Below are 19,519 nucleotides of genomic sequence, written 5' to 3' on the forward strand. Positions count from 1 at the left end.
TTATACCAATTGCCTGATACCCACGTCAAGGCTACATCTCAGGTTTAATGCGCCTTTGGGCGATTTTTTTCTTTATTGCCGTTTTTTTCATCACTAGATGCATCCGCAGCAAATTTTTTGCTCATATATTGATCATCTGTTAAGGCCACCGGCGCGCGCTCTAAAGCGATATCCAAGACCTCATCTATCCATTTTACCGGCTTAATATCGAGATCCGCTTTGATATTATCAGGTATTTCCTTTAAATCACGGCTATTTTCATCGGGAATAATAACCGTTTTAATGCCGCCACGGTGAGCCGCTAACAGCTTTTCTTTTAAGCCACCGATGGGTAAAACTTGCCCGCGCAAGGTGATCTCGCCAGTCATCGCTACGGAAGACTTAACCGCTATACCGGTTATCACCGATACCAACGCCGTACACATACCTACACCTGCGCTGGGACCATCTTTAGGCGTAGCACCTTCAGGTACATGAATATGTATATCGTGGGTGTCGTGATACTCGGCGGTAATACCTAGCGATTGCGAGCGACTGCGCACTACTGTCATAGCTGCCTGTATAGACTCCTGCATCACATCACCCAGCGAGCCCGTTTTAACCTGACGGCCCTTACCTAGCACTGAAGCCGCTTCTATAGTGAGCAATTCACCGCCCACAGAAGTCCATGCCAAACCGGTAACCTGGCCTACTTGATTGGCCTCTTCGGCCTTGCCGTAGCTGAATTTGCGCACACCGCTGTATTGCTCTAGCTCGTCTGGCCCTATGGTTAATGGCGGTTTTTGCTCATTAAGTGCGTAGGCCTTAACCACCTTACGACAGAGCTTAGCGATTTCGCGCTCCAGCCCCCGCACCCCTGCTTCACGAGTGTAATAGCGCACTAAATCTCTTAATGCTGGCATGGTTATATCCAGCTCAGTATCTTTCAAACCATTATTTTTCATTTGTTTGGGCTTGAGGTAGCGCTCGGCTATATTGACCTTTTCGTCTTCGGTGTAGCCCGGTATACGTATCACTTCCATACGGTCTAACAGCGGGCCAGGGATATTCATGGAGTTAGCGGTACAGATAAACATCACATCGGAGAGATCGTAATCTACCTCTAAATAGTGATCATTAAAGCTATAATTTTGCTCGGGATCTAACACTTCGAGTAAGGCCGAGGCCGGATCGCCGCGGTTATCCATACCCATTTTGTCAATTTCATCCAATAAAAATAAAGGATTTTTAACGCCGACTTTCGCCAGCTTTTGCACGATTTTTCCCGGCAGTGAGCCTATATAGGTACGACGATGGCCGCGTATCTCAGACTCATCGCGCACGCCACCTAGGGCCATGCGCACAAACTTACGATTGGTGGACCTGGCGATAGACTCACCCAATGAGGTTTTACCCACACCTGGAGGACCCACTAAACACAGCACCGGGCCTTTAAGTTTTTTGACGCGTTTTTGCACCGCCAAATGCTCAAGTATGCGTTCTTTTACCTCTTCTAGACCGTAGTGATCCTTAGCCAATATTTTTTCAGCACGTTTTAAATCGTGCTTAACCACGGTGCGTTTCTTCCAAGGTACGCTAATCATCCAATCCAAATAACTGCGCACTACCGAGGCTTCCGCCGACATCGGCGACATCATTTTGAGTTTATTGAGCTCAGAATAGGCCTTTTCTTCGGCCTCTTTGCTCATGCCGCACTCTTTAATTTTAAGCTCTAAGTCTTCCATTTCGTTGGGGGCGTCATCCATATCCCCCAACTCTTTTTGAATGGCTTTCATTTGCTCATTCAAATAATATTCGCGCTGACTTTTTTCCATTTGTTTTTTAACGCGACCACGTATGCGTTTTTCAACCTGGAATAAATCAACTTCGGCCTCCATCAACCCCATAAGGTGATCTAAGCGCTCGCGCACATCGACAATTTCTAATATGGCTTGCTTTTGTTCGACTTCCAGTGACATATGCGCCGCCATGGTATCGGCTAAGCGACCAGGGTCATCTATGCCCGCCAAGGAGGTCAGCACTTCGGAAGGCACTTTTTTACTGAGGTTAACGTACTTATCAAACTGATCCATGGTGGTTTTAACCAACGCATTAGCTTCAGTTTCTTTGATTTTTTCCGGCAACTGCGGCTGCATACTGGCGGTAAAAAAGCCCTGCTCAGCACTGACTGTCTCGATTAGCGTGCGCTGGCCGNCCTCGACTAATACCTTGACGGTGCCATCAGGTAATTTCAGTAGCTGTAAGATAGTTGAAAGTGTACCTATGCTGTAAATATCTTCTGCTTCAGGCTCGTCTACAGAGGCGTTTTTTTGAGCGACAAGTATGATTTGTTTATCATTAGCCATTGCCTCCTCTAGCGCTTGAATAGACTTTTCGCGACCTACAAACAGCGGCACGACCATGTGTGGGTAAACAACAACGTCACGAAGGGGTAACAGGGGATAGACAGTTGCCGGCTTATCTTCACTCATTTAAATACCTTTTCGGTGCTGGCACCGCTAATTGAGGCCATTAATATAAAACATAGGGTAGCAGCTACAGAGCAACTCCCCCATGTCCTATACATATGGGGGCTATAACAATAGATTACAAGTCATAGTAAAAGAAATCAGCTTTGGGCATAAGCCCATACATAAAAAAAGGGCCTATACGGCCCTTTTAATCAACGATTAGCTGTAGATTAGTCTTCAGGCGCCGCTTTTAAGGCCTCGGTTTTGTAAACCAGCAAGGGCTTAGAGTCGCCTCTAATCACTGACTCATCAATGACCACTTTCGACACTGTATCGGCTGAAGGAATATCGTACATGCTATCTAGCAGTACCGACTCCAGAATAGAGCGTAAGCCCCTAGCACCTGTTTTACGCTCCATGCCTCTTTCGGCAACAGCGCGCAAAGCGTCGGCTCTAAAATCTATCTCTACACCTTCCATCTCAAACAAGCGGCTATATTGTTTGGTTAAGGCGTTTTTAGGCTCGGTGAGTATAGAAATCAACGCTTCTACATCCAGCTCTTCTAAGGTAGCGATAACCGGTAAACGACCGACAAACTCAGGGATTAAGCCATAGCGCACCAGATCTTCAGGCTCTAAATCGCTAAGCACCTCACCAAAGTTCTTGTTATCGTCTTTGCTCTTCACCTCAGCAGAGAAGCCTATACCGCCTTTTTCGGAGCGGTTACGTATCACTTTATCCAAGCCGGAAAAAGCGCCGCCACAGATAAATAAGATATTAGAGGTATCAACCTGCAAAAACTCTTGCTGCGGATGCTTGCGGCCACCCTGAGGGGGTACCGAGGCAACCGTGCCCTCTATCAACTTGAGCAGGGCTTGCTGCACACCTTCACCGGACACGTCGCGGGTAATGGAGGGGTTATCAGACTTGCGAGAAACCTTGTCGATTTCATCGATGTAGACTATGCCCATTTGTGCTTTATCGACGTCGTAATCACATTTCTGTAATAGCTTTTGGATGATATTTTCTACATCCTCACCCACATAACCCGCTTCGGTTAAGGTGGTGGCATCAGCAATAGTAAACGGCACATCGAGTAAACGCGCTAAGGTTTCGGCCAATAGCGTCTTACCACTACCGGTAGGACCGACTAAAAGAATATTACTCTTACCTAGCTCTACCGCTTCTTTTTTACCATCGGCATAGCGCAGGCGTTTATAGTGGTTATATACCGCTACCGACAGCACCTTTTTAGCCTGGTTTTGGCCTATTACATATTCGTCGAGTATGGCTTTAATTTCGTGGGGCGTAGGCAGCTTCTCTTGTGGCGTATCAGAGCCTGCATCCTGTACCTCCTCGCGAATAATATCGTTACAGAGGTCTACACATTCATCACATATAAATACAGAAGGACCTGCAATGAGCTTGCGAACCTCGTGCTGGCTTTTGCCACAAAAAGAGCAATAAAGCAGCTTACCGCCGTCTTCGCCGTTGTCTTTTGTATCATCACTCATTATCAAAAATACCTCTTGAGCCCCGTTGCTACCCTAAACCTAGGGTTTTAAGCATTATTTTAGCCGGTCTTGGCGACTAAGATGCGTTTTTTTAGCTCTTTTTGCAAGCGCTAAGGGCAAATCCACCTATTAGCGCTTAGCATGTAACCTTATTTGTCGGCAGGCATCTGGCGACCGCTCAATACTTCATCAACCAAGCCATAATCCCTAGATGCCTCAGCATTCATAAAGTTATCGCGCTCGGTGTCACGGGCAATTTTTTCAAACTCCTGACCGGTATGCTCCGCCATCAGGTGATTCAAGCGCTCGCGTATGATTAAAATCTCTTTAGCCTGTATATCAATATCGGTGGCTTGACCTTGCGCGCCGCCGCTGGGCTGATGAATCATAGTACGCGCATTCGGTAAGATATAGCGCTTACCCTTAGCGCCGCCGCTGAGCAGGAAAGCGCCCATACTGGCCGCTTGGCCTATGCACATGGTGCTAACGTCGGGCTTAATAAACTTCATGGTGTCGTAGATAGACAAGCCAGCAGTTACCGAACCACCTGGAGAGTTAATATAGACATGTATATCTTTATCGGGGTTTTCTGACTCTAAGAATAACAACTGAGCCACCACCAAATTAGCCATATGGTCTTCAATAGGGCCAACAATAAAAATAACGCGCTCCTTAAGCAGACGCGAATAGATATCGTAAGAGCGCTCGCCTCTGGCCGTTTGCTCAACAACCATGGGCACTAAACCCAAGTTAGTGATCTGCTGTTCATTCATCGCGTTGTGACCGTATGTGGACATAGTGTTCTCTTGTTATCGTTAAAGTTTGTTATTACTTTAAGTGGGTTTTATAAAGCCGTGCCCTAAGGTTATGGGAAAGCCTATAAAAATCAAGCGACTAACTTAAAAAGTGTAGTCGCTTGAACGATAGAGCATGATGAGGTGGACTTACTCGGCCTCGCCTTCCTCAGGCTCCGGCGGCGCTGCTGGCGCCAGCACCTCGTCATAAGTGCTTTCTTTCTCAGTCACTTTCGACTCTGACAATATGTGCTCTACCACCATATCTTCCACTACCATGGACTCTACCTGCTGCAGCTGCTGCGGATTGCCATAGTAATAATTGATAACTTCTTGTGGATCTTCGTAAGTCGATGCAAAGCCTTCAATGGTCTCTTTAACCTTGGCAGCATCGGCTTTAATTTCTTTCGATGAGATAAGCTCGTTAAGAATCAAACCTAACTTCACTCTACGCTCGGCTTGCTCTTGGAACATATCATCAGGCAGTAACGAATCTAAATCTAGATTTTCCGCACCACCGCCAAACTGTTGCACCATTTGCTTGCGCAACACTTTAATTTCTTCTTTAGCCAAAGCTTTAGGTACTTGCAACTCAGCGTGCAAGTCTAGCAAAGCATCCATTACCTGATTTTTGGTTTTAGACTTGGCCGCGTTTTCTAGCTCGCGCTCCATGTTTTCGCGTACATCGGTTAAAAACTTCTCTTCACCGCCTTCGCTTACACCAAACTTAGCAAAAAACTCGTCATTAAGCTCTGCAGGAGCTTTCTCGCTAACGCTGTTTAGCGTTACTTTAAATTCTACCGCAGCACCTTTAAGCTCCTCTGAGTGGTACTCATCAGGAAAAGCCAACGCTAATACTTTTTCTTCACCGGCTTTCATGCCAACTATGCCCGCTTCAAAACCGGGGATCATTTGGTTAGAACCCAACGTTAGATCAGCAGCTTCTGCACTACCACCCTCGAAGGCTACACCCTCTTTGGTGCCAGCATAATCAATATTCACTTTGTCGCCATCAACGGCGGCACGCTCAACAACAGCAAATTCGCCCTGCTGCTCGCGTAAAGTACTAACCATTTTTGCTACGTCAGCGTCTTCAACTTTAGCACTCAGCTTTTCAACTTCTATGCTGGCAAAGGATTTAAGCTCTATCTCAGGAAACACTTCAAAAGTAGCAACGTACTCTAAATCTTTGCCTTCTTCGGCCGTCTTGGTTTCAATCTCAGGCATGCCGGCGGGCTTTAGTTTTTCTTGCACTACCGCTTCGCTGAAGGTTTGATTCATGACTTCGCCTAGGACTTCCTGGCGTACGCCTGCACCAAAGCGCTGTTTCAATACGCGCATAGGCACTTTGCCCTTGCGAAAACCGTCGATACGCACAGTACCAGCCGCTTTTTGTAGACGGGTGTTTACTTCGCTATCTATGCGATCTGCGGGCACACCAATAGTTAAACGACGTTCTAAGCCTGAAGTCGTTTGAATCGAAACTTGCATGGGAATTCCTCTGCCGATTGAGCTGCTGCTCAGATGTGTGTCGACTGATGCTAGTGTAGCACTGACAACACATCGATAAATTTGCACATCTATATCTATGAATAATGGTGCGGACGGAGAGACTCGAACTCTCACACCTTGCGGCACTGGAACCTAAATCCAGCGTGTCTACCAATTCCACCACGTCCGCTCTAGTTGGCCTCAATAATACCAACTCGCTGCTAAACAGCTAAACCTTTAATCGACTTTAAAAAAAGTTGATAAGCGATTGAATACACTACTAAATCAACTTTTTATCGAAGTGTGCTCGATCACAGGGGCTGCGATTATGACAAAAGCCATGGCCGTGTTCAACCATAGTTATGAAGATTTTATATATTAATTGCATTACTGGCTGCTTTTTAGCCCAAACGGCTAAAAAAGCGCCTTAGGGTGGGCAATTAAAAAACACATTTCAGCCGCACTAGCATTTTCAATCAACGCCCCAGCCCAAGCCTTGGGTAAAAAGACCGCCTGCTCGGCATTCAAAATCTGTTCGTTAACCCGCACCTCGCCTTTAATCGCCATTAATAAGGCGTAATCATCAGCCGCTTGCAGTTGGATTTGCTGACCTGCCGGCAGGCTATAACGCCTCACCTCAAAATCGGCAAAGTCTACTATGCGCTCTATTTTCACCCCTACAGCCGATTCATCACTAGCCGCCAGCTGCTCAAAATCATTATTGAGATCAGCCTGCAATGACATCAACTCTATTGCCTTATCGGTATCCCAGTGATCTTGTGTCAGTACTTTTTGTGCAAAAGAGACTATTAGGCGCTCGTAGACTGGCGTTTGAAACTCCACCGTGCGCACACCGTGCTGCAAGGCGTGTGGTGTTAAACAGGGCACCTTTACCACATCACCCACCTGCAGCGGCAGAAACTCGGTAAAGTTCTCCATGGCGGCACGCAGTTCTTTTTCTTGGGTATAAAGTCCATCTGCCGTATTCAACTTTGGCTGCGCATCCAGCTGCCTACGCACCTGCTCGTAAGCTTTTACCGCCTGTGAAAACGCCTGCTTAAAACTGCTCTCATTTTTATATTCGGCCAGTTTGTCAGCGTTAAAGCCAAAACGTATGGTACCAACACCATCGGGCCAGGCCGTTTTTTCTACGGCGGTTACCACATAAACTTCGCGCTTTTCTTCATGCAACTCAAAATACAAATCACCGGTAACCGGCTGCGGTGCAGGATCTAGAATTTTCAATAAGATTAGCGGCCTAGCCTGATCACCATTAGGCTCACCACACAAATACTGTGGCAAAGCGGCCATCACCCACGGCAAAGGCGCAGCTAGTTGATTGCTCCCCTCCACGCTGGCAACCCCGCGCTGCTCTACACCGGTATACCAAATCTCCTGCCCCCAAGGCTTGGCTATGGCCACCGTTTGTAAGCACAAAGGCTGATTAGCGCTATATAACGCTAAGCCTTGCACATCGCAAAAAGTGGTAAACCCCTGCATAGCAGCTAATAACTCACCCCAAGGCTTTTCTTTATCGGTAACGGTAAAGCTAATATCGACGCCTGCAGGCTCTGCCACCAATTGATATATTGCCCACAGCGGCTTAAGCGGTTTGGCGGGCAGCCAATACTGCTCTAACTCAAAGGCCACTGCAAAACGCGTTACTGAGTTAGCACTAGAAGCAAAGGCAGCTAATTGCGCATCGACAATTTTTGTAGGATCACCAGAAAACAACATAATCGATAATAAGCTCTGTAATAAAATAGCGGACTGTTAATAACAGGTAATTTATCTCGGGCCATTAGCCTGTTAAGCATGCCGGATCGAAACGGTATGCGCCCGACAACCAAGCGCTAATATCTTGCGCAATAGGATGCGGGATTCTCTCATAATCTGCCAGCAGATGACGACTCTGTATTGGCGATATAGCCACCAAGCCCTGCTGGGAAAATAAAAGCTGATCGCGCTGCAACAACCATCGCAAATCGGCATGATCACAATGCTTGAGTAAGTCGCCGTCGTTGTCACGCAACACCGCGTCATAAGCCCGCAACGCTAGTTTGGCAATATGCGGCTGATTCATGGGGTTAACCGCCACTCCGGCACTGCTTCTTTGCAAGCTGCTATCACGTCCCTGCAAACGCATTAAGGGTAAAAAATCAGCGGTTTTTTTGCCGTCATTGGCAAACACATTATCCCAAAGCAAGGGTTTTCTATTAAGCAGCTGCTGTACCTTTGATAATGAAGCGGAGGTAATAGAGGAGCTGATTACCTTATCCCCCGTCCAAAACACATCCACTGCTGGTGGCAGACCCCGCCCTAACTGCTGCAAGTATTGACTAGGCATGGCGCCGAAAATGTCCTCCAACACCGGGTCAAAAGAATAATAACTGGGGCACACAATATAATGGGAGGCATGGCTGTAGGACATGATATCCGCAACGATAGCGAGCTGCTGCTGCGCCAAAGCGGGAAAGTCACCAGGCATATCGTCAAACAAGATGCATAAAATATCCGGCTGCAATTCATTAATGGCTGCCAGCTTAGTTTTAAGCAAAGCCTGATCAGCAGCATTGTAGTCGCGAAACAAGCCGGTAGGCGATAAACCCAAACCCCATTTAACCCCTGCCCGCTGATAACAGGCCGACAATTTTTGTAACTGCTTAAAATGCTCCAAGGGGAAAGGCTGACGCCACTGCCCACGCAAATAGGTATCCGATTTAGGCGCATAAATATACGCCGAGAAATCATTAGCCGCTAAAAATCTGGCGTAATCACAGCGCGCCTGCCAAGACCAAGACTGCCCATAAAACCCTTCTATTACCGCCTGAAAAAATCCTGCCACTGTCTTTGTCCGCATTTGTTTTATTGATTGCTTATTGACTGCTTATATATCAATGATGCCTGCATGTTACACACTAAGCGTTTTTTAATGAACTACCCAACCCGTACACGCAAGCCGTGCCGTGGCCACAAAAAACAAACCACGAGCCCATCACTTATCCATCTTTTTTTTAGTACGAGTAGTCGCCCTCGCATTGGCCGGGTCATCGGGCCAAAAATGCCGGGGGTAACGGCCGCGCATCTCTTTGGCTATTTCATGGTAGCTGCCCGCCCAAAAGCCGGCTAAATCATCGGTGAGCTGTAAGGGCCGCCGTGCTGGTGATAGCAGCTCCATCAGCACAGGCACGCCCGCCCCCAGAGTTGGCGTTTGTTGCCAGCCATAGCACTCTTGCATACGCACCGACAACAGCGGCTTAGCACCGCGCAGATAATCGATAGCATGGCGGTTACCCGTAGGCAATTGCAGGGATTCGGGGGCAAATTGCGCCAGCAATTGCTGCTGCGGCCAAGTCCAGCTGGATTGCACAATCGTCGCCAGTTTAATCTTTTTTAAATTGGCCTTGGTTTTAACACCGGCCACATAGGGCAATAACCAATCATCTATTCGCTTAAGCAGCTCCGGCTCATCAATATTGGGCAGCTGCTCAGTGCTGTGCTGATTAAGCCAGCGTACCCTAGCAGCCAAGGGCCGGTATGCCGCATCGCCCAGTACCGCTAGGCCCTCGCTGCGCACATAAGCCACTACCGCTGCGGCCAACTGCTGCGGGTCGGGGCGAATCACCCGTTCCGACAAACATATCGCACCCAAGCTATAGCGCTCTCTGGCCACAAAGGCCTGTACAGTCTCATCCCAATTGAGGCTGAGGCTTTTCTGCCCCTGCTGCTGGCTTAGCGCCTGTATATGGCTATTGGCTACCGCTATGGCGGTATGTATATAGGGCAGCTGCCCTGCCCTAGCGGCAGAGCCGTAATCTAACACTAGCAACCAAGGGCTGCCTGCCAAATGATCTTCGGCATGTAACTTCAGTTCGTGACCATTGGCCAATAAGTAGCGATCCGAGCCTTGCGCTCTTTGCTTGGCCACCCTATCGGGGTAGGCCAGCAACAATAAGCTCGCAGCACAAGCTTCAACATTGAGCGTAGCAATATTTAGCTGCGCGGATGGCTTAACCCGCTTCAACAAACGCTTGGCCTGGTGTAGCACTCGCTGGGCTGCCGGCTGCTTATGCTTACCGCCACTGACGGCGAGCACAAAGCGCTTGGCTGCGGCGACAAAATCCGCCTGCCTAAGCTGTTTGTCCAGCGGTGGCTCGGTAAGCAAGGTGGCCAGTAGCACAGCTACACCTAGGTATTCATCGGCCCGTAAACACATAGCCGCCAAGCGCGGATGCAGGCCGGTAGCGGCCATGGCCTCGCCCTGACGCGTCACTTGCCCCGCCGCATCCAGCGCCGACAATTGCTGCAGCAGCTGCCTAGCAGACTGCAAGGCAGCCTCACTGGGTTTATCCAATAGCAGCAGCTCATCTAGACTGTTTTCTCCCCAGCAGGCCAGCTCTAAGATAAAAGGCGCCAAATCTTCCCGCAATATGGCCGGACTGTCGTAATCATAAAGACTGTGATGGCTATCCTTAGACCACATACGGTAGCAAGTACCCGGGGCGGTACGCCCCGCCCGCCCCAAGCGCTGCTCGGCCGAGGCCTTGGATATACGTTGGGTTAACAAGCGCGACATACCCTTGTGATTATCGAAGCTGGCCACCTTGGCGTAGCCCGAATCTATCACCACGGTTATGCCCTCTATGGTGATACTGGTTTCCGCAACATTGGTAGCCAATACCAGTTTGCACTCGCCGACCTTAGGTGGCGCAATAGCCGCGCGCTGCTGGCTTTCGGGCAAAGCGCTATGCAAGGCATAAACCCGCAAAGCGTCGGGTAAAGCGCTGGCCAGCAACTGTGACTCCAGCGCGCGTATTTCTTGCATACCCGGCAAAAAAATCAGCATATTGGCCTGCTCGGTTTGCAGCAGCCGCAGCACCAACGCCTTGATAGATACGATAAGATCATCTCTTTGCTGCAAGGGCTGATAATGGGTGGCAACCGGATAACAGCGTCCCTCAGAGCTAAGCAGCACCGCATCAGGTAAAGCGGCACAGAGCTGATCAGCGGCCAGTGTCGCTGACATCACGATAATAGTTAGATCATCTCTATAAACTTGCTGGCTTTGTAGGCTTAGCGCCAAACCTAAATCTAGCGCTAAACTGCGCTCGTGAAACTCATCAAAAATCACGCACTTGATGCCAACCAGCTCCGGGTCGGCTTGTAACAGCCGCACAAACACCCCTTCGGTCATCACCTCTATGCGCACTTTCGGCCCAGTAACGGTTTGATAACGGGTACGCAGCCCTATGCTTTGCCCTAGGGGATCATTAAGTTGCCGCGCTAAGAAGCCTGCCACATTGGCCGCCGCTAGGCGCCGCGGCTGGATTAAATAAATCTTCGCTGCAGGCAATTCACCGCCAGACAACTCACTACCTGAGAGTAATGGCCTATCAAGCAACCACAATGGCAGCCGCGTGCTTTTGCCCGCACCTGGCGGCGCATGGACAATAATTTGTTGATGGGTAGCTATGGCCTCGCTAAAAGCGGGAAATATGGCATCTATAGGTAATTCGGGGCTGTTACGCATGACAAGGATTTTTTACCGCTAAAAGTTGCGAAAGCTTATCGCCAATTCGTTTAAGACTACGCCATATCGCACTGGCAAAATAAGAGATATTAACAATACTTAATAGGCAGCTGTTTTCTCTCCCCTATGTTTGGCAGCTGCTAGAGTGCAGAGGCTATCCTGTAAGCCCTCACTGATACACTCTCTTCAAATGGTACTTCCGGCGCTTTATTAAGCGCCGGCTTTTTTATTAAAAACAATTACTTACAGCCAAAACCCAAAACTCATATCAACTATTTCACTTTAAATAATTGCTGGAAATTGGCACTGGTGATTTCGCATAACTGCTCAAAACTCACACCCTTTAACTCCGCCACACACTGCGCCACCTCTACTACATACTGGGGCACGTTCTTCTTGCCTCGGTAGGGTATGGGCGCTAAATAAGGGGAGTCAGTCTCTACCAAAATACGCTCAAGCGGTACCCGCTTTACCACTTCTCTCAGCTCGGCGGCGTTGTTAAAGGTGACTATGCCAGAAAAGGAAATATAGTAATTGAGATCCAGCGCCTGCTCGGCCATTTCCCAGCTTTCGGTAAAGCAATGTAAAACACCGCCTACGGTACTATCGCCGTGCTCACGAATAATCTCTAGGGTATCGGCACGGGCATCGCGGGTATGGACGATAACCGGCTTTTGCACCGCCTTGGATAAGGCCAAATGCGTCTTGAAGCTCTGCTGCTGAGATTCGGCACTGTCGCTGCTGTAGTAATAATCCAACCCTGTCTCGCCCACCGCGATTACGCAGTCCTCAGCGGCCCACTGGGCCAGCTGCGCCTGATCGGCAGCACTGAGTTGCTCACCCTTCACATCCATCGGATGCACCCCTACCGCGGCATAGACACCGGGATACTGCTTAGCAATACGCATCACCTCGGCTGCATTAGCCATATCTATACCCACGCACAGCATACGCTCAACACCGCGGGCATTGGCCTCGGCTATCACTTTCGCCAAATCACCACCATAGGGTGACAGATCTAAGCGATCCAAGTGACAGTGGGAATCAACCAGCATAACAACCTCATCAATAATAAAAACACGCTCTGGAATTGAAAACGGCCCATTAATGGGCCGCTAACGTAATGCTTCATACTTATCACTACATAGTATGGGTGGGCCGATCTGACTCTAAGGAACCAGCCAAATAGGTTTCTATCTTCTTATTGGCGGTGTCGTCCTGGCCGTTAAAATGCACGCCTATACCTGCGGCCCGGTTACCCTGCGCACCGCGCGGCGTTACCCACACCACTTTGCCCGCTACAGGAATTTTTTCAGGCTCATCCATAAGGTTAAGCAACATAAACACTTCATCGCCTATGCGATAAGGTTTGTTGGTGGGAATAAATAAACCGCCGTGCAACAAAAACGGCATATAGGCCGCATAGAGCACCGCCTTGTCTTTGATGGTTAGGGAAAGGATTCCGTTTCTAGCCCCTGGGGCCGGTGCAGTACTCATCACCAATTCTCTCTATTGGGTTATTGTTATCAATGAGTGCCGTAAATCAGCCTATACCCATAAGCGCGGCACTAGGTTTGAATTTTGCAGGCCATCACCGGTAGGGTCAAGGCTTATTAAGGCTACAGGCAAAATACTCAGGCGCATTTAAGGGTGGCGCAACAGCTTAATAGCAGATCCTCTACTACCAACTGGCGATTGGGGTTAGCGCCGCGCTGCACCTTAGCCGCCAAGAGCTGTACTTCGTCCAATAGCGCAAACAGACTTACTGCCGGCGTAGCCAACCAAGGTTGCCAGGATTCAGCCAGTGCCGCCTGAGCCTGCTCGGCACGGATTAATTGCGCCAGCTTTTGCTGCAACCAGTGCAAAATATCCATCAATTCGTGGTCTTTCCACTTGTCCGCCAAGGTTAAAGGCTGCATACGCTGATTCAAGGTCTCTAGGAATTGTCGCTCCATCTCTTGAAACTTTTGCAGAGCCCCAGAATTTAAATACTCTAGAGCCATAATAGGTTTGCCGCCCGCCTCGGCTAGCAACTGCTGGGCTAGCTCTTGATTCGCCGTTGCCGACGTTAGCCAAGGCAACACCTGCTCTGGTTGCGGCACCGGGAAATACACCTGTTGGCAACGTGAGCGTATGGTTGGCATTAAAGTGCCTGGCGCATCGCTGACTAAAATCAGCAAGCTATTGTCGGTAGGTTCTTCTAAGTTTTTTAAAATAGCGTTGGCGGCATTAATATTCATCGCTTCGGCGGGGGCAATAATCGTGATTTTGTAGCCGCCGGCATGAGAGGTGTGGCTAATAAAGTCTACAACTCCGCGCACCTGATCCACTTTTATTTGGCGGGCACCGTCTTCGGGTACTATCAACTTTAAATCAGGGTGCGAGCTTTCGTTAAGATGGCAGGACTTGCAAGCACCACAGGCCGTGCCAAAGGTCGCTTGCTGACACAATAAACTATAGGCCAGCGCCTTCGCAAAGCGCAGCTTGCCTACCCCTTCGGGTCCGGCAAATAATACTGCATGGGGCAGACGCCGCTTTTGATGCAAGTCAGCAAGATGCTGCCATTGCGTGTCATGCCAGTTAAAATGCGGCTGCAGTAATTGCGGATCGTCACTCATGGTTTAGCCTGTGCCAGTAACTCTTCGATACCACTAGCAATATCTGCTTGCACCAAGTCTAAAGACTGCGCCGCATTAATCACCCGAAAGCGCTGGGGTTGCTGCTGGGCCAACTGTAAATAGGCTTGCCTTACTCGCTCAAAAAAATCCATTTGCTCTTGCTCGAACCTATCTAAAGCGCCACGCTTTTTGGCCCGCGCCATGCCTATTGCTATAGGCGCATCCAGCAACACCGTGCAATGCGGGCGCAACTCGCCCTGCACTAAGTTTTCTAAAACGGCGATAGTGTCAAAACCCATCTCCCTGCCACCACCTTGATAGGCATAAGTGGCATCGGTAAAACGATCACACAATACCCAATCACCGCGCTGCAAGGCAGGCCTGATAACTTCATTAATATGTTGCGCTCTGGCGGCAAACATCAACAGTAATTCAGCGGTTTCACTCACTGCCTCGTCACGGGGAGTCAGTAATAATTGCCGTATATCTTCAGCCAAGGGTGTGCCGCCTGGCTCGCGGGTTAATACCACATTAATATCGGCGGCACGCAGGCGCTGAGCAATAAACTCAATATTGGTGGACTTACCTACACCCTCTACACCTTCTACCGTGATTAATTTACCCTGCACTACCTACCCCAACTGTTTTAATGTTTATTCGCTGCGACTTTACATGTCCGCGCCATTATTGCACAGGCGGCGCCGAACGATAGTTTTTACTGCGCTTATGCCGCTGATATTTTTTTACCGCTTTATTATGCTGATCCAATGTGGCTGAAAAATAATGACTGCCATCGCCTTTGGCGACAAAATACAAACTATCGCCCTCAGCGGGATGCAAGGCCGCATAGATAGCCTCGCGCCCCACCATAGCAATAGGCGTAGGCGGCAAGCCGTGATGACGGTAAGTATTGTAGGGGTTGGCACTGTCTTTTAAATGCTTACTGGTGAGGTTGCCGTCAAAGCTCTCACCCAAACCGTAAATAACGCTGGGGTCGGTTTGTAGCCGCATATTCTTTTGTAGGCGACGCACAAACACGCCTGCTATCTGCTCACGCTCACTAACCACACCGGTTTCTTTTTCTATGACTGAAGCCATAATCAAGGCTTGATAAGGGCTCTCATAAGGCAAATTATCTTGCCGCTGCTGCCACTCTGCCGCCAGCACCTGCTGCATGCGTTGATAGGCGATTTTATACAGCTGGCTATCACTCATACCCATGACGTAATGATAAGTGTCAGGAAATAACAAGCCTTCTATAGAGCTATAGCCCTGCACCTGCTGCCACCAAGCATTAGTAGCTAAGTCAAAGTTGCGAGTAATTTTAGGCTGCTCAGCTAAGGCTGTTTGCAGCTCACTAAACCGCCAACCCTCAACAAAAGTGACGGCATAACTCAACACCTCACCGCGGCGCAACTGCTGACATAACTGCCACGCCGATGAGCCGGAGCTAATGAAATACTCCCCGGCTTGGACTTGCTGCGCCAACCCCGTTAACCGCGCATAAATAATTAACAATTTAGGTAAGGTTAAAACGTTCTGACGCTGTAAATCGTAAGCGAGGGTAGCAAAAGAACTACCGGGCTTTAGGTGATAGGTGTAGCCCTGAGCCTCTATATTAAGAGGCTGGCGTAGATAATGATAAAAGCCCACCGAGGCCAACACAGAAAATAATAGGCACAGCAATAAGCTGCGTTTTATCAACTTAAACATAGAGCGCATCGTGCATAGCCTGTTGCAACAAACGCGTAGTCTCGCCTATGTTTTTATTAAACGCCGCCACCGCAGTGACCGGCACTATGCCTATCACGCTATTACAAATAAATAATTCATCGGCGTTATGTATATGCTCGGGCAGCAGCCTATCAACACTGACCACCAACTGCAGCTTAGGCGCTAACTGGCTGAGTATACATTCGCGCATCACCCCAGCCACACCACAGCGATCCAAATGCGGCGTGCTGAGCATGCCGTCTTTAACTAGGAAAATATTAGACATCACTCCTTCGGTGACGAAACCTTGCGTGTCTAACATTAAGCCCTCGTAAATACACTCATCGTGCCACTCAGCTCTAGCTAACACATTTTCTAGGCGACAAAGATGCTTCATGCCCGCCAATTGCGGATTAACCGCCAAGGGCGTGGTACAAAAACGCAAACGCACACCCTGCTCTTGTAACGCGGCATAATTAGTCGTATTAGGTTTGAGTTGTAATAGGCGATTGCTAGTCCCGTCAGCATACGCATAACCACGCTGGCCAGACTGCCTAGTAATAATAATTTTTAATACATCGCAGCCTTGCGGCTGAGCAGATTTGAGTATGTCGATGATCTCTAGGTTTAAGGCCGCCCTATCGATATGGATAGCCAGCCGCAAACAGGATTGCTGTAAACGCTGCAGGTGTAAATCCAATAATTGCGCACGGCCGTTATGCACTGCAATGGTTTCAAATAAACCATCGCCATAGGCCAAGCCGCGATCCTCTATAGATAGAAGATTGCCAGCAACACCATTGATTAAGCTAGCCCCAGGCATCGCCATAACCTATTGAATTTTTGAAAATAATAAGCTGCCGTTGGTGCCGCCAAAACCAAAAGAGTTGGACAGCGCGTGCTCAATTTTCATAGCCTGCGCAGTATGAGGTACGTAGTTTAAGTTGCAACCCTCATCGGGATTATCCAAGTTAATGGTGGGTGGTGCCACTTGGTCGCGTATGGCCAGCACACTAAAGATGGCCTCTACCGCGCCCGCTGCACCCAGTAGGTGCCCTATCATGGATTTGGTAGAACTTACCGCCACGTGCTTAGCTGCAGCGCCCATCACCGCCGTTACCGCATTGCTTTCGGCGATATCGCCAGCGGAAGTTGAGGTGCCATGGGCGTTAATATAATGCAAATCCTCTACGTTAATACCGGCATCGTTAATGGCATTGCGCATAGAGGCGGCGGCACCTGCGCCATCGGGTGGCGGTGAGGTCATATGGTGAGCATCGCCGCTCATACCAAAGCCGGTTAATTCGGCATATATAGTCGCGCCGCGTTTTTTGGCGTGCTCATACTCTTCTAGCACCATGACCCCGGCACCATCGCTGAGTACAAAGCCGTCTCTATCCTTATCCCAAGGGCGGCTTGCCGCCTGCGGGTCATCATTGCGGGTAGACAGCGCGCGTGCCGCCGAAAAACCACCCAAGCCCAATGGCGTGGATGACATTTCGGCACCGCCGGCCACCATGGCATCAGCATCGCCGTAGGCTATCATTCTGGCGGCAGAGCCTATGGAATGGGTGCCTGTGGTGCAGGCAGTGGTAATGGCGATATTGGGGCCTTTAAGCCCGTATTTAATGGATAAATTGCCGGCTATCATATTAATAATGCAGCCAGGCACAAAGAAAGGGGAGATTTTACGCGGGCCACTGGCCAGCAAAGCATTGTGATTTTTCTCTATAAAGCCCACGCCACCTATGCCCGAACCTATGGCGCAGCCTATACGCCCGGCGTTTTGCTCAGTGACCTCTAAACCGGAGTCGGCCATGGCCTGTATCGCCGCAACCATACCGTATTGGATAAAGGTATCCATTTTGCGGGCATCTTTAGCCGGCATATAGGTGGTGATATCCAAGCCTTTAATCGAGCCGCCAAAGCGTGTGTTATAGGCCGAAGCATCAAAATGCGCTATCGCGGCAATACCGCTTTTACCATTAACGATATTGTCCCAGCTGCTTTTAACATCATTACCTACGGGCGTTACCATCCCTAATCCCGTTACAACCACTCTACGTTTTGGCACGTAATAACTCCTTATTTTATAGGTATTAACCGACAGGCTTGGTCATTAAGCATTAAAAATAGCGCATAAAAAAAGCCGCTCTAAACCAATAGAAACGGCTTTGTCTTGGCTTAGCAAAAGCTTAGTCCAAGTTTTTGTTTATGTAATCTATAGCTAATTGAACAGTAGTGATTTGCTCAGCTTCTTCATCAGGAATTTCAGTTTCGAACTCTTCCTCTAAAGCCATGACTAGTTCAACTGTATCCAGAGAATCAGCGCCCAAGTCCTCAACGAAAGAAGCAGATGTTTGCACTTCGTCCTCTTTAACACCTAGTTGTTCTGCGACAATTTTTTTGACTCGCTCTTCAATGCTGCTCATGGTCTGTATAGACTCCTAATTTAATGTAATTATCACTATAGGCAATTTAATCTAGAGTGCCTATAGCTATTTAATCCGTCTGTGTAATTTGGCCTGAGCCTTACTACAAGACCACTGGATAGAATTGGCGGGCATTTTACCCTGATTTTTTACCACTTGTAACCTAAGATTGGCAAAATTAACCGTTATTCGACCGAAAACGGTTAATAAACGATCAATCCTAGGCCATATACATGCCACCGTTCACGTGTATGGTTTCACCGGTAATATAAGCGGCGCCATCACCCACTAAAAAAGCCACTACCGCGGCAATCTCATCAGGGTTGCCTAAACGCCCCAAAGACACCTGAGTTAATAGGCTAGCTTTGTGATCATCACCTAAGTCTTTAGTCATATCAGTATCGATAAAACCAGGGGCCACCGCATTAACAGTAATATTGCGTGAACCTAACTCTCGGGCCAATGCGCGCGAAAAACCTTCAACACCGGCTTTAGTTGCTGCGTAGTTAGACTGACCCGCATTACCCATAGAGCCTACTACCGAACTGATATTGATGATACGGCCCCAGCGTGCCTTGCTCATACCACGTACACAAGCTTTAGAAAGGCGGAAAATTGAATTGAGGTTGGTATCTATAACATCCGACCACTCATCATCCTTCATGCGCATTAAGAGATTATCTTTGGTAATGCCCGCATTATTAACTAGCACGGCAGGCGCGCCAAACTGTTCATTGATGGCCGCGAGCACCGCACTTACTGAATCGGCATCGGTCACGTTTAAGCACATGCCTACCCCTTCTATACCGGCCTCTTTTAAATAAGCCGTGATCTTCTCGGCACCGCTATCGGTAGTGGCTGTACCCACTACAACATAGCCCAAAGCACCCACTTGCTTGGCAATCGCTTGACCTATACCACGGCTAGCACCTGTGACTAAAGCTACTTTAGCTGACATATTTATATACTCCGTTTAT

At 48.8% G+C, this 19,519-nt stretch carries 16 protein-coding genes and 1 tRNA gene; all 17 read right to left on the minus strand.

The genetic code is table 11. From position 1 onward, the window contains the following. Positions 1-44: 44 nt before the first annotated feature. Positions 45-2,471, minus strand: coding sequence for an endopeptidase La (lon, locus tag B067_RS0111765; RefSeq protein WP_019530288.1), 2,427 nt, complete (start codon positions 2,469-2,471; stop codon positions 45-47). A 209-nt stretch (positions 2,472-2,680) separates the two neighbouring features. Continuing rightward, positions 2,681-3,964 carry an ATP-dependent Clp protease ATP-binding subunit ClpX gene (gene clpX, locus B067_RS0111770; RefSeq protein ID WP_019530289.1) on the minus strand — a complete coding sequence of 428 codons (1,284 nt, stop codon included), beginning with the start codon at positions 3,962-3,964 and terminating at the stop codon, positions 2,681-2,683. A 149-nt stretch (positions 3,965-4,113) separates the two neighbouring features. Then, entirely contained in the window at positions 4,114-4,737 is a 624-nt protein-coding gene (gene clpP, locus B067_RS0111775) for an ATP-dependent Clp endopeptidase proteolytic subunit ClpP (RefSeq protein WP_019530290.1), read from the minus strand. Positions 4,738-4,908: 171 nt separating this feature from the next. Next, positions 4,909-6,249 (minus strand): trigger factor, encoded by a 1,341-nt coding sequence (gene tig / locus B067_RS0111780; RefSeq protein WP_019530291.1) that lies wholly within the window; start codon positions 6,247-6,249, stop codon positions 4,909-4,911. 105 nt (positions 6,250-6,354) lie between these two features. Continuing rightward, positions 6,355-6,439: transfer RNA gene (locus B067_RS0111785), tRNA-Leu, on the minus strand. A gap of 224 nt (positions 6,440-6,663) precedes the next feature. Further along, complete coding sequence (locus tag B067_RS0111790) at positions 6,664-7,986, minus strand: hypothetical protein (protein ID WP_019530292.1); 1,323 nt, start codon at positions 7,984-7,986, stop codon at positions 6,664-6,666. Positions 7,987-8,050: 64 nt separating this feature from the next. Continuing rightward, positions 8,051-9,109 carry a beta-N-acetylglucosaminidase domain-containing protein gene (locus B067_RS0111795; protein ID WP_083921414.1) on the minus strand — a complete coding sequence of 353 codons (1,059 nt, stop codon included), beginning with the start codon at positions 9,107-9,109 and terminating at the stop codon, positions 8,051-8,053. Positions 9,110-9,244: 135 nt separating this feature from the next. Then, positions 9,245-11,779 carry an ATP-dependent helicase HrpB gene (hrpB, locus tag B067_RS0111800; RefSeq protein ID WP_019530294.1) on the minus strand — a complete coding sequence of 845 codons (2,535 nt, stop codon included), beginning with the start codon at positions 11,777-11,779 and terminating at the stop codon, positions 9,245-9,247. 272 nt (positions 11,780-12,051) lie between these two features. Then, positions 12,052-12,834, minus strand: a complete 783-nt coding sequence (locus B067_RS0111805) for a TatD family hydrolase (RefSeq protein WP_019530295.1) — start codon at positions 12,832-12,834, stop codon at positions 12,052-12,054. Between the two features lie 85 nt (positions 12,835-12,919). Next, positions 12,920-13,276 carry a PilZ domain-containing protein gene (locus B067_RS0111810; RefSeq protein ID WP_019530296.1) on the minus strand — a complete coding sequence of 119 codons (357 nt, stop codon included), beginning with the start codon at positions 13,274-13,276 and terminating at the stop codon, positions 12,920-12,922. A 137-nt stretch (positions 13,277-13,413) separates the two neighbouring features. Continuing rightward, positions 13,414-14,397, minus strand: a complete 984-nt coding sequence (locus tag B067_RS0111820) for a DNA polymerase III subunit delta' (RefSeq protein WP_019530298.1) — start codon at positions 14,395-14,397, stop codon at positions 13,414-13,416. Beyond that, positions 14,394-15,026 (minus strand): dTMP kinase, encoded by a 633-nt coding sequence (gene tmk, locus B067_RS0111825; protein WP_019530299.1) that lies wholly within the window; start codon positions 15,024-15,026, stop codon positions 14,394-14,396. Before tmk ends, B067_RS0111820 begins: the two co-directional genes overlap by 4 nt. Positions 15,027-15,081: 55 nt before the next feature. Then, complete coding sequence (mltG, locus tag B067_RS0111830; RefSeq protein ID WP_240472858.1) at positions 15,082-16,110, minus strand: endolytic transglycosylase MltG; 1,029 nt, start codon at positions 16,108-16,110, stop codon at positions 15,082-15,084. After that, positions 16,103-16,933: an aminodeoxychorismate lyase gene (gene pabC, locus B067_RS0111835; protein ID WP_019530301.1), complete on the minus strand. Its 831-nt coding sequence runs from the start codon at positions 16,931-16,933 to the stop codon at positions 16,103-16,105. The genes mltG and pabC overlap by 8 nt, the downstream gene beginning before the upstream one ends. Positions 16,934-16,942: 9 nt before the next feature. Beyond that, a complete protein-coding gene (fabF, locus tag B067_RS0111840; RefSeq protein ID WP_035801998.1) occupies positions 16,943-18,184 on the minus strand; it encodes a beta-ketoacyl-ACP synthase II in 1,242 nt (413 codons plus the stop codon). Between the two features lie 121 nt (positions 18,185-18,305). After that, the gene (gene acpP, locus B067_RS0111845) at positions 18,306-18,542 is read right to left on the minus strand and encodes an acyl carrier protein (RefSeq protein WP_019530303.1); all 237 of its coding nucleotides are present in this window, start codon (positions 18,540-18,542) and stop codon (positions 18,306-18,308) included. Positions 18,543-18,762: 220 nt separating this feature from the next. Then, entirely contained in the window at positions 18,763-19,500 is a 738-nt protein-coding gene (gene fabG, locus B067_RS0111850) for a 3-oxoacyl-ACP reductase FabG (protein ID WP_019530304.1), read from the minus strand. Positions 19,501-19,519 lie beyond the last annotated feature (19 nt).

The organism is Dasania marina DSM 21967 (assembly GCF_000373485.1).
In the GTDB taxonomy this organism is placed as follows: Bacteria; Pseudomonadota; Gammaproteobacteria; order Pseudomonadales; family Dasaniaceae; genus Dasania; species Dasania marina.

Excerpts from the sequence above, each read along its gene's own strand:
- B067_RS0111795 (WP_083921414.1), bottom strand. The coding sequence starts at position 9,109 with ATGCGGACAAAGACAGTGGCAGGATTTTTTCAGGCGGTAATAGAAGGG.
- tig (WP_019530291.1), bottom strand. The coding sequence starts at position 6,249 with ATGCAAGTTTCGATTCAAACGACTTCAGGCTTAGAACGTCGTTTAACT.
- clpP (WP_019530290.1), bottom strand. The coding sequence starts at position 4,737 with ATGAATGAACAGCAGATCACTAACTTGGGTTTAGTGCCCATGGTTGTT.
- mltG (WP_240472858.1), bottom strand. The coding sequence starts at position 16,110 with ATGTTTAAGTTGATAAAACGCAGCTTATTGCTGTGCCTATTATTTTCT.
- acpP (WP_019530303.1), bottom strand. The coding sequence starts at position 18,542 with ATGAGCAGCATTGAAGAGCGAGTCAAAAAAATTGTCGCAGAACAACTA.
- B067_RS0111805 (WP_019530295.1), bottom strand. The coding sequence starts at position 12,834 with ATGCTGGTTGATTCCCACTGTCACTTGGATCGCTTAGATCTGTCACCC.
- clpX (WP_019530289.1), bottom strand. The coding sequence starts at position 3,964 with ATGAGTGATGATACAAAAGACAACGGCGAAGACGGCGGTAAGCTGCTT.
- B067_RS0111820 (WP_019530298.1), bottom strand. The coding sequence starts at position 14,397 with ATGAGTGACGATCCGCAATTACTGCAGCCGCATTTTAACTGGCATGAC.
- hrpB (WP_019530294.1), bottom strand. The coding sequence starts at position 11,779 with ATGCGTAACAGCCCCGAATTACCTATAGATGCCATATTTCCCGCTTTT.
- B067_RS0111790 (WP_019530292.1), bottom strand. The coding sequence starts at position 7,986 with ATGTTGTTTTCTGGTGATCCTACAAAAATTGTCGATGCGCAATTAGCT.
- B067_RS0111810 (WP_019530296.1), bottom strand. The coding sequence starts at position 13,276 with ATGAGTACTGCACCGGCCCCAGGGGCTAGAAACGGAATCCTTTCCCTA.
- fabG (WP_019530304.1), bottom strand. The coding sequence starts at position 19,500 with ATGTCAGCTAAAGTAGCTTTAGTCACAGGTGCTAGCCGTGGTATAGGT.
- pabC (WP_019530301.1), bottom strand. The coding sequence starts at position 16,933 with ATGCCTGGGGCTAGCTTAATCAATGGTGTTGCTGGCAATCTTCTATCT.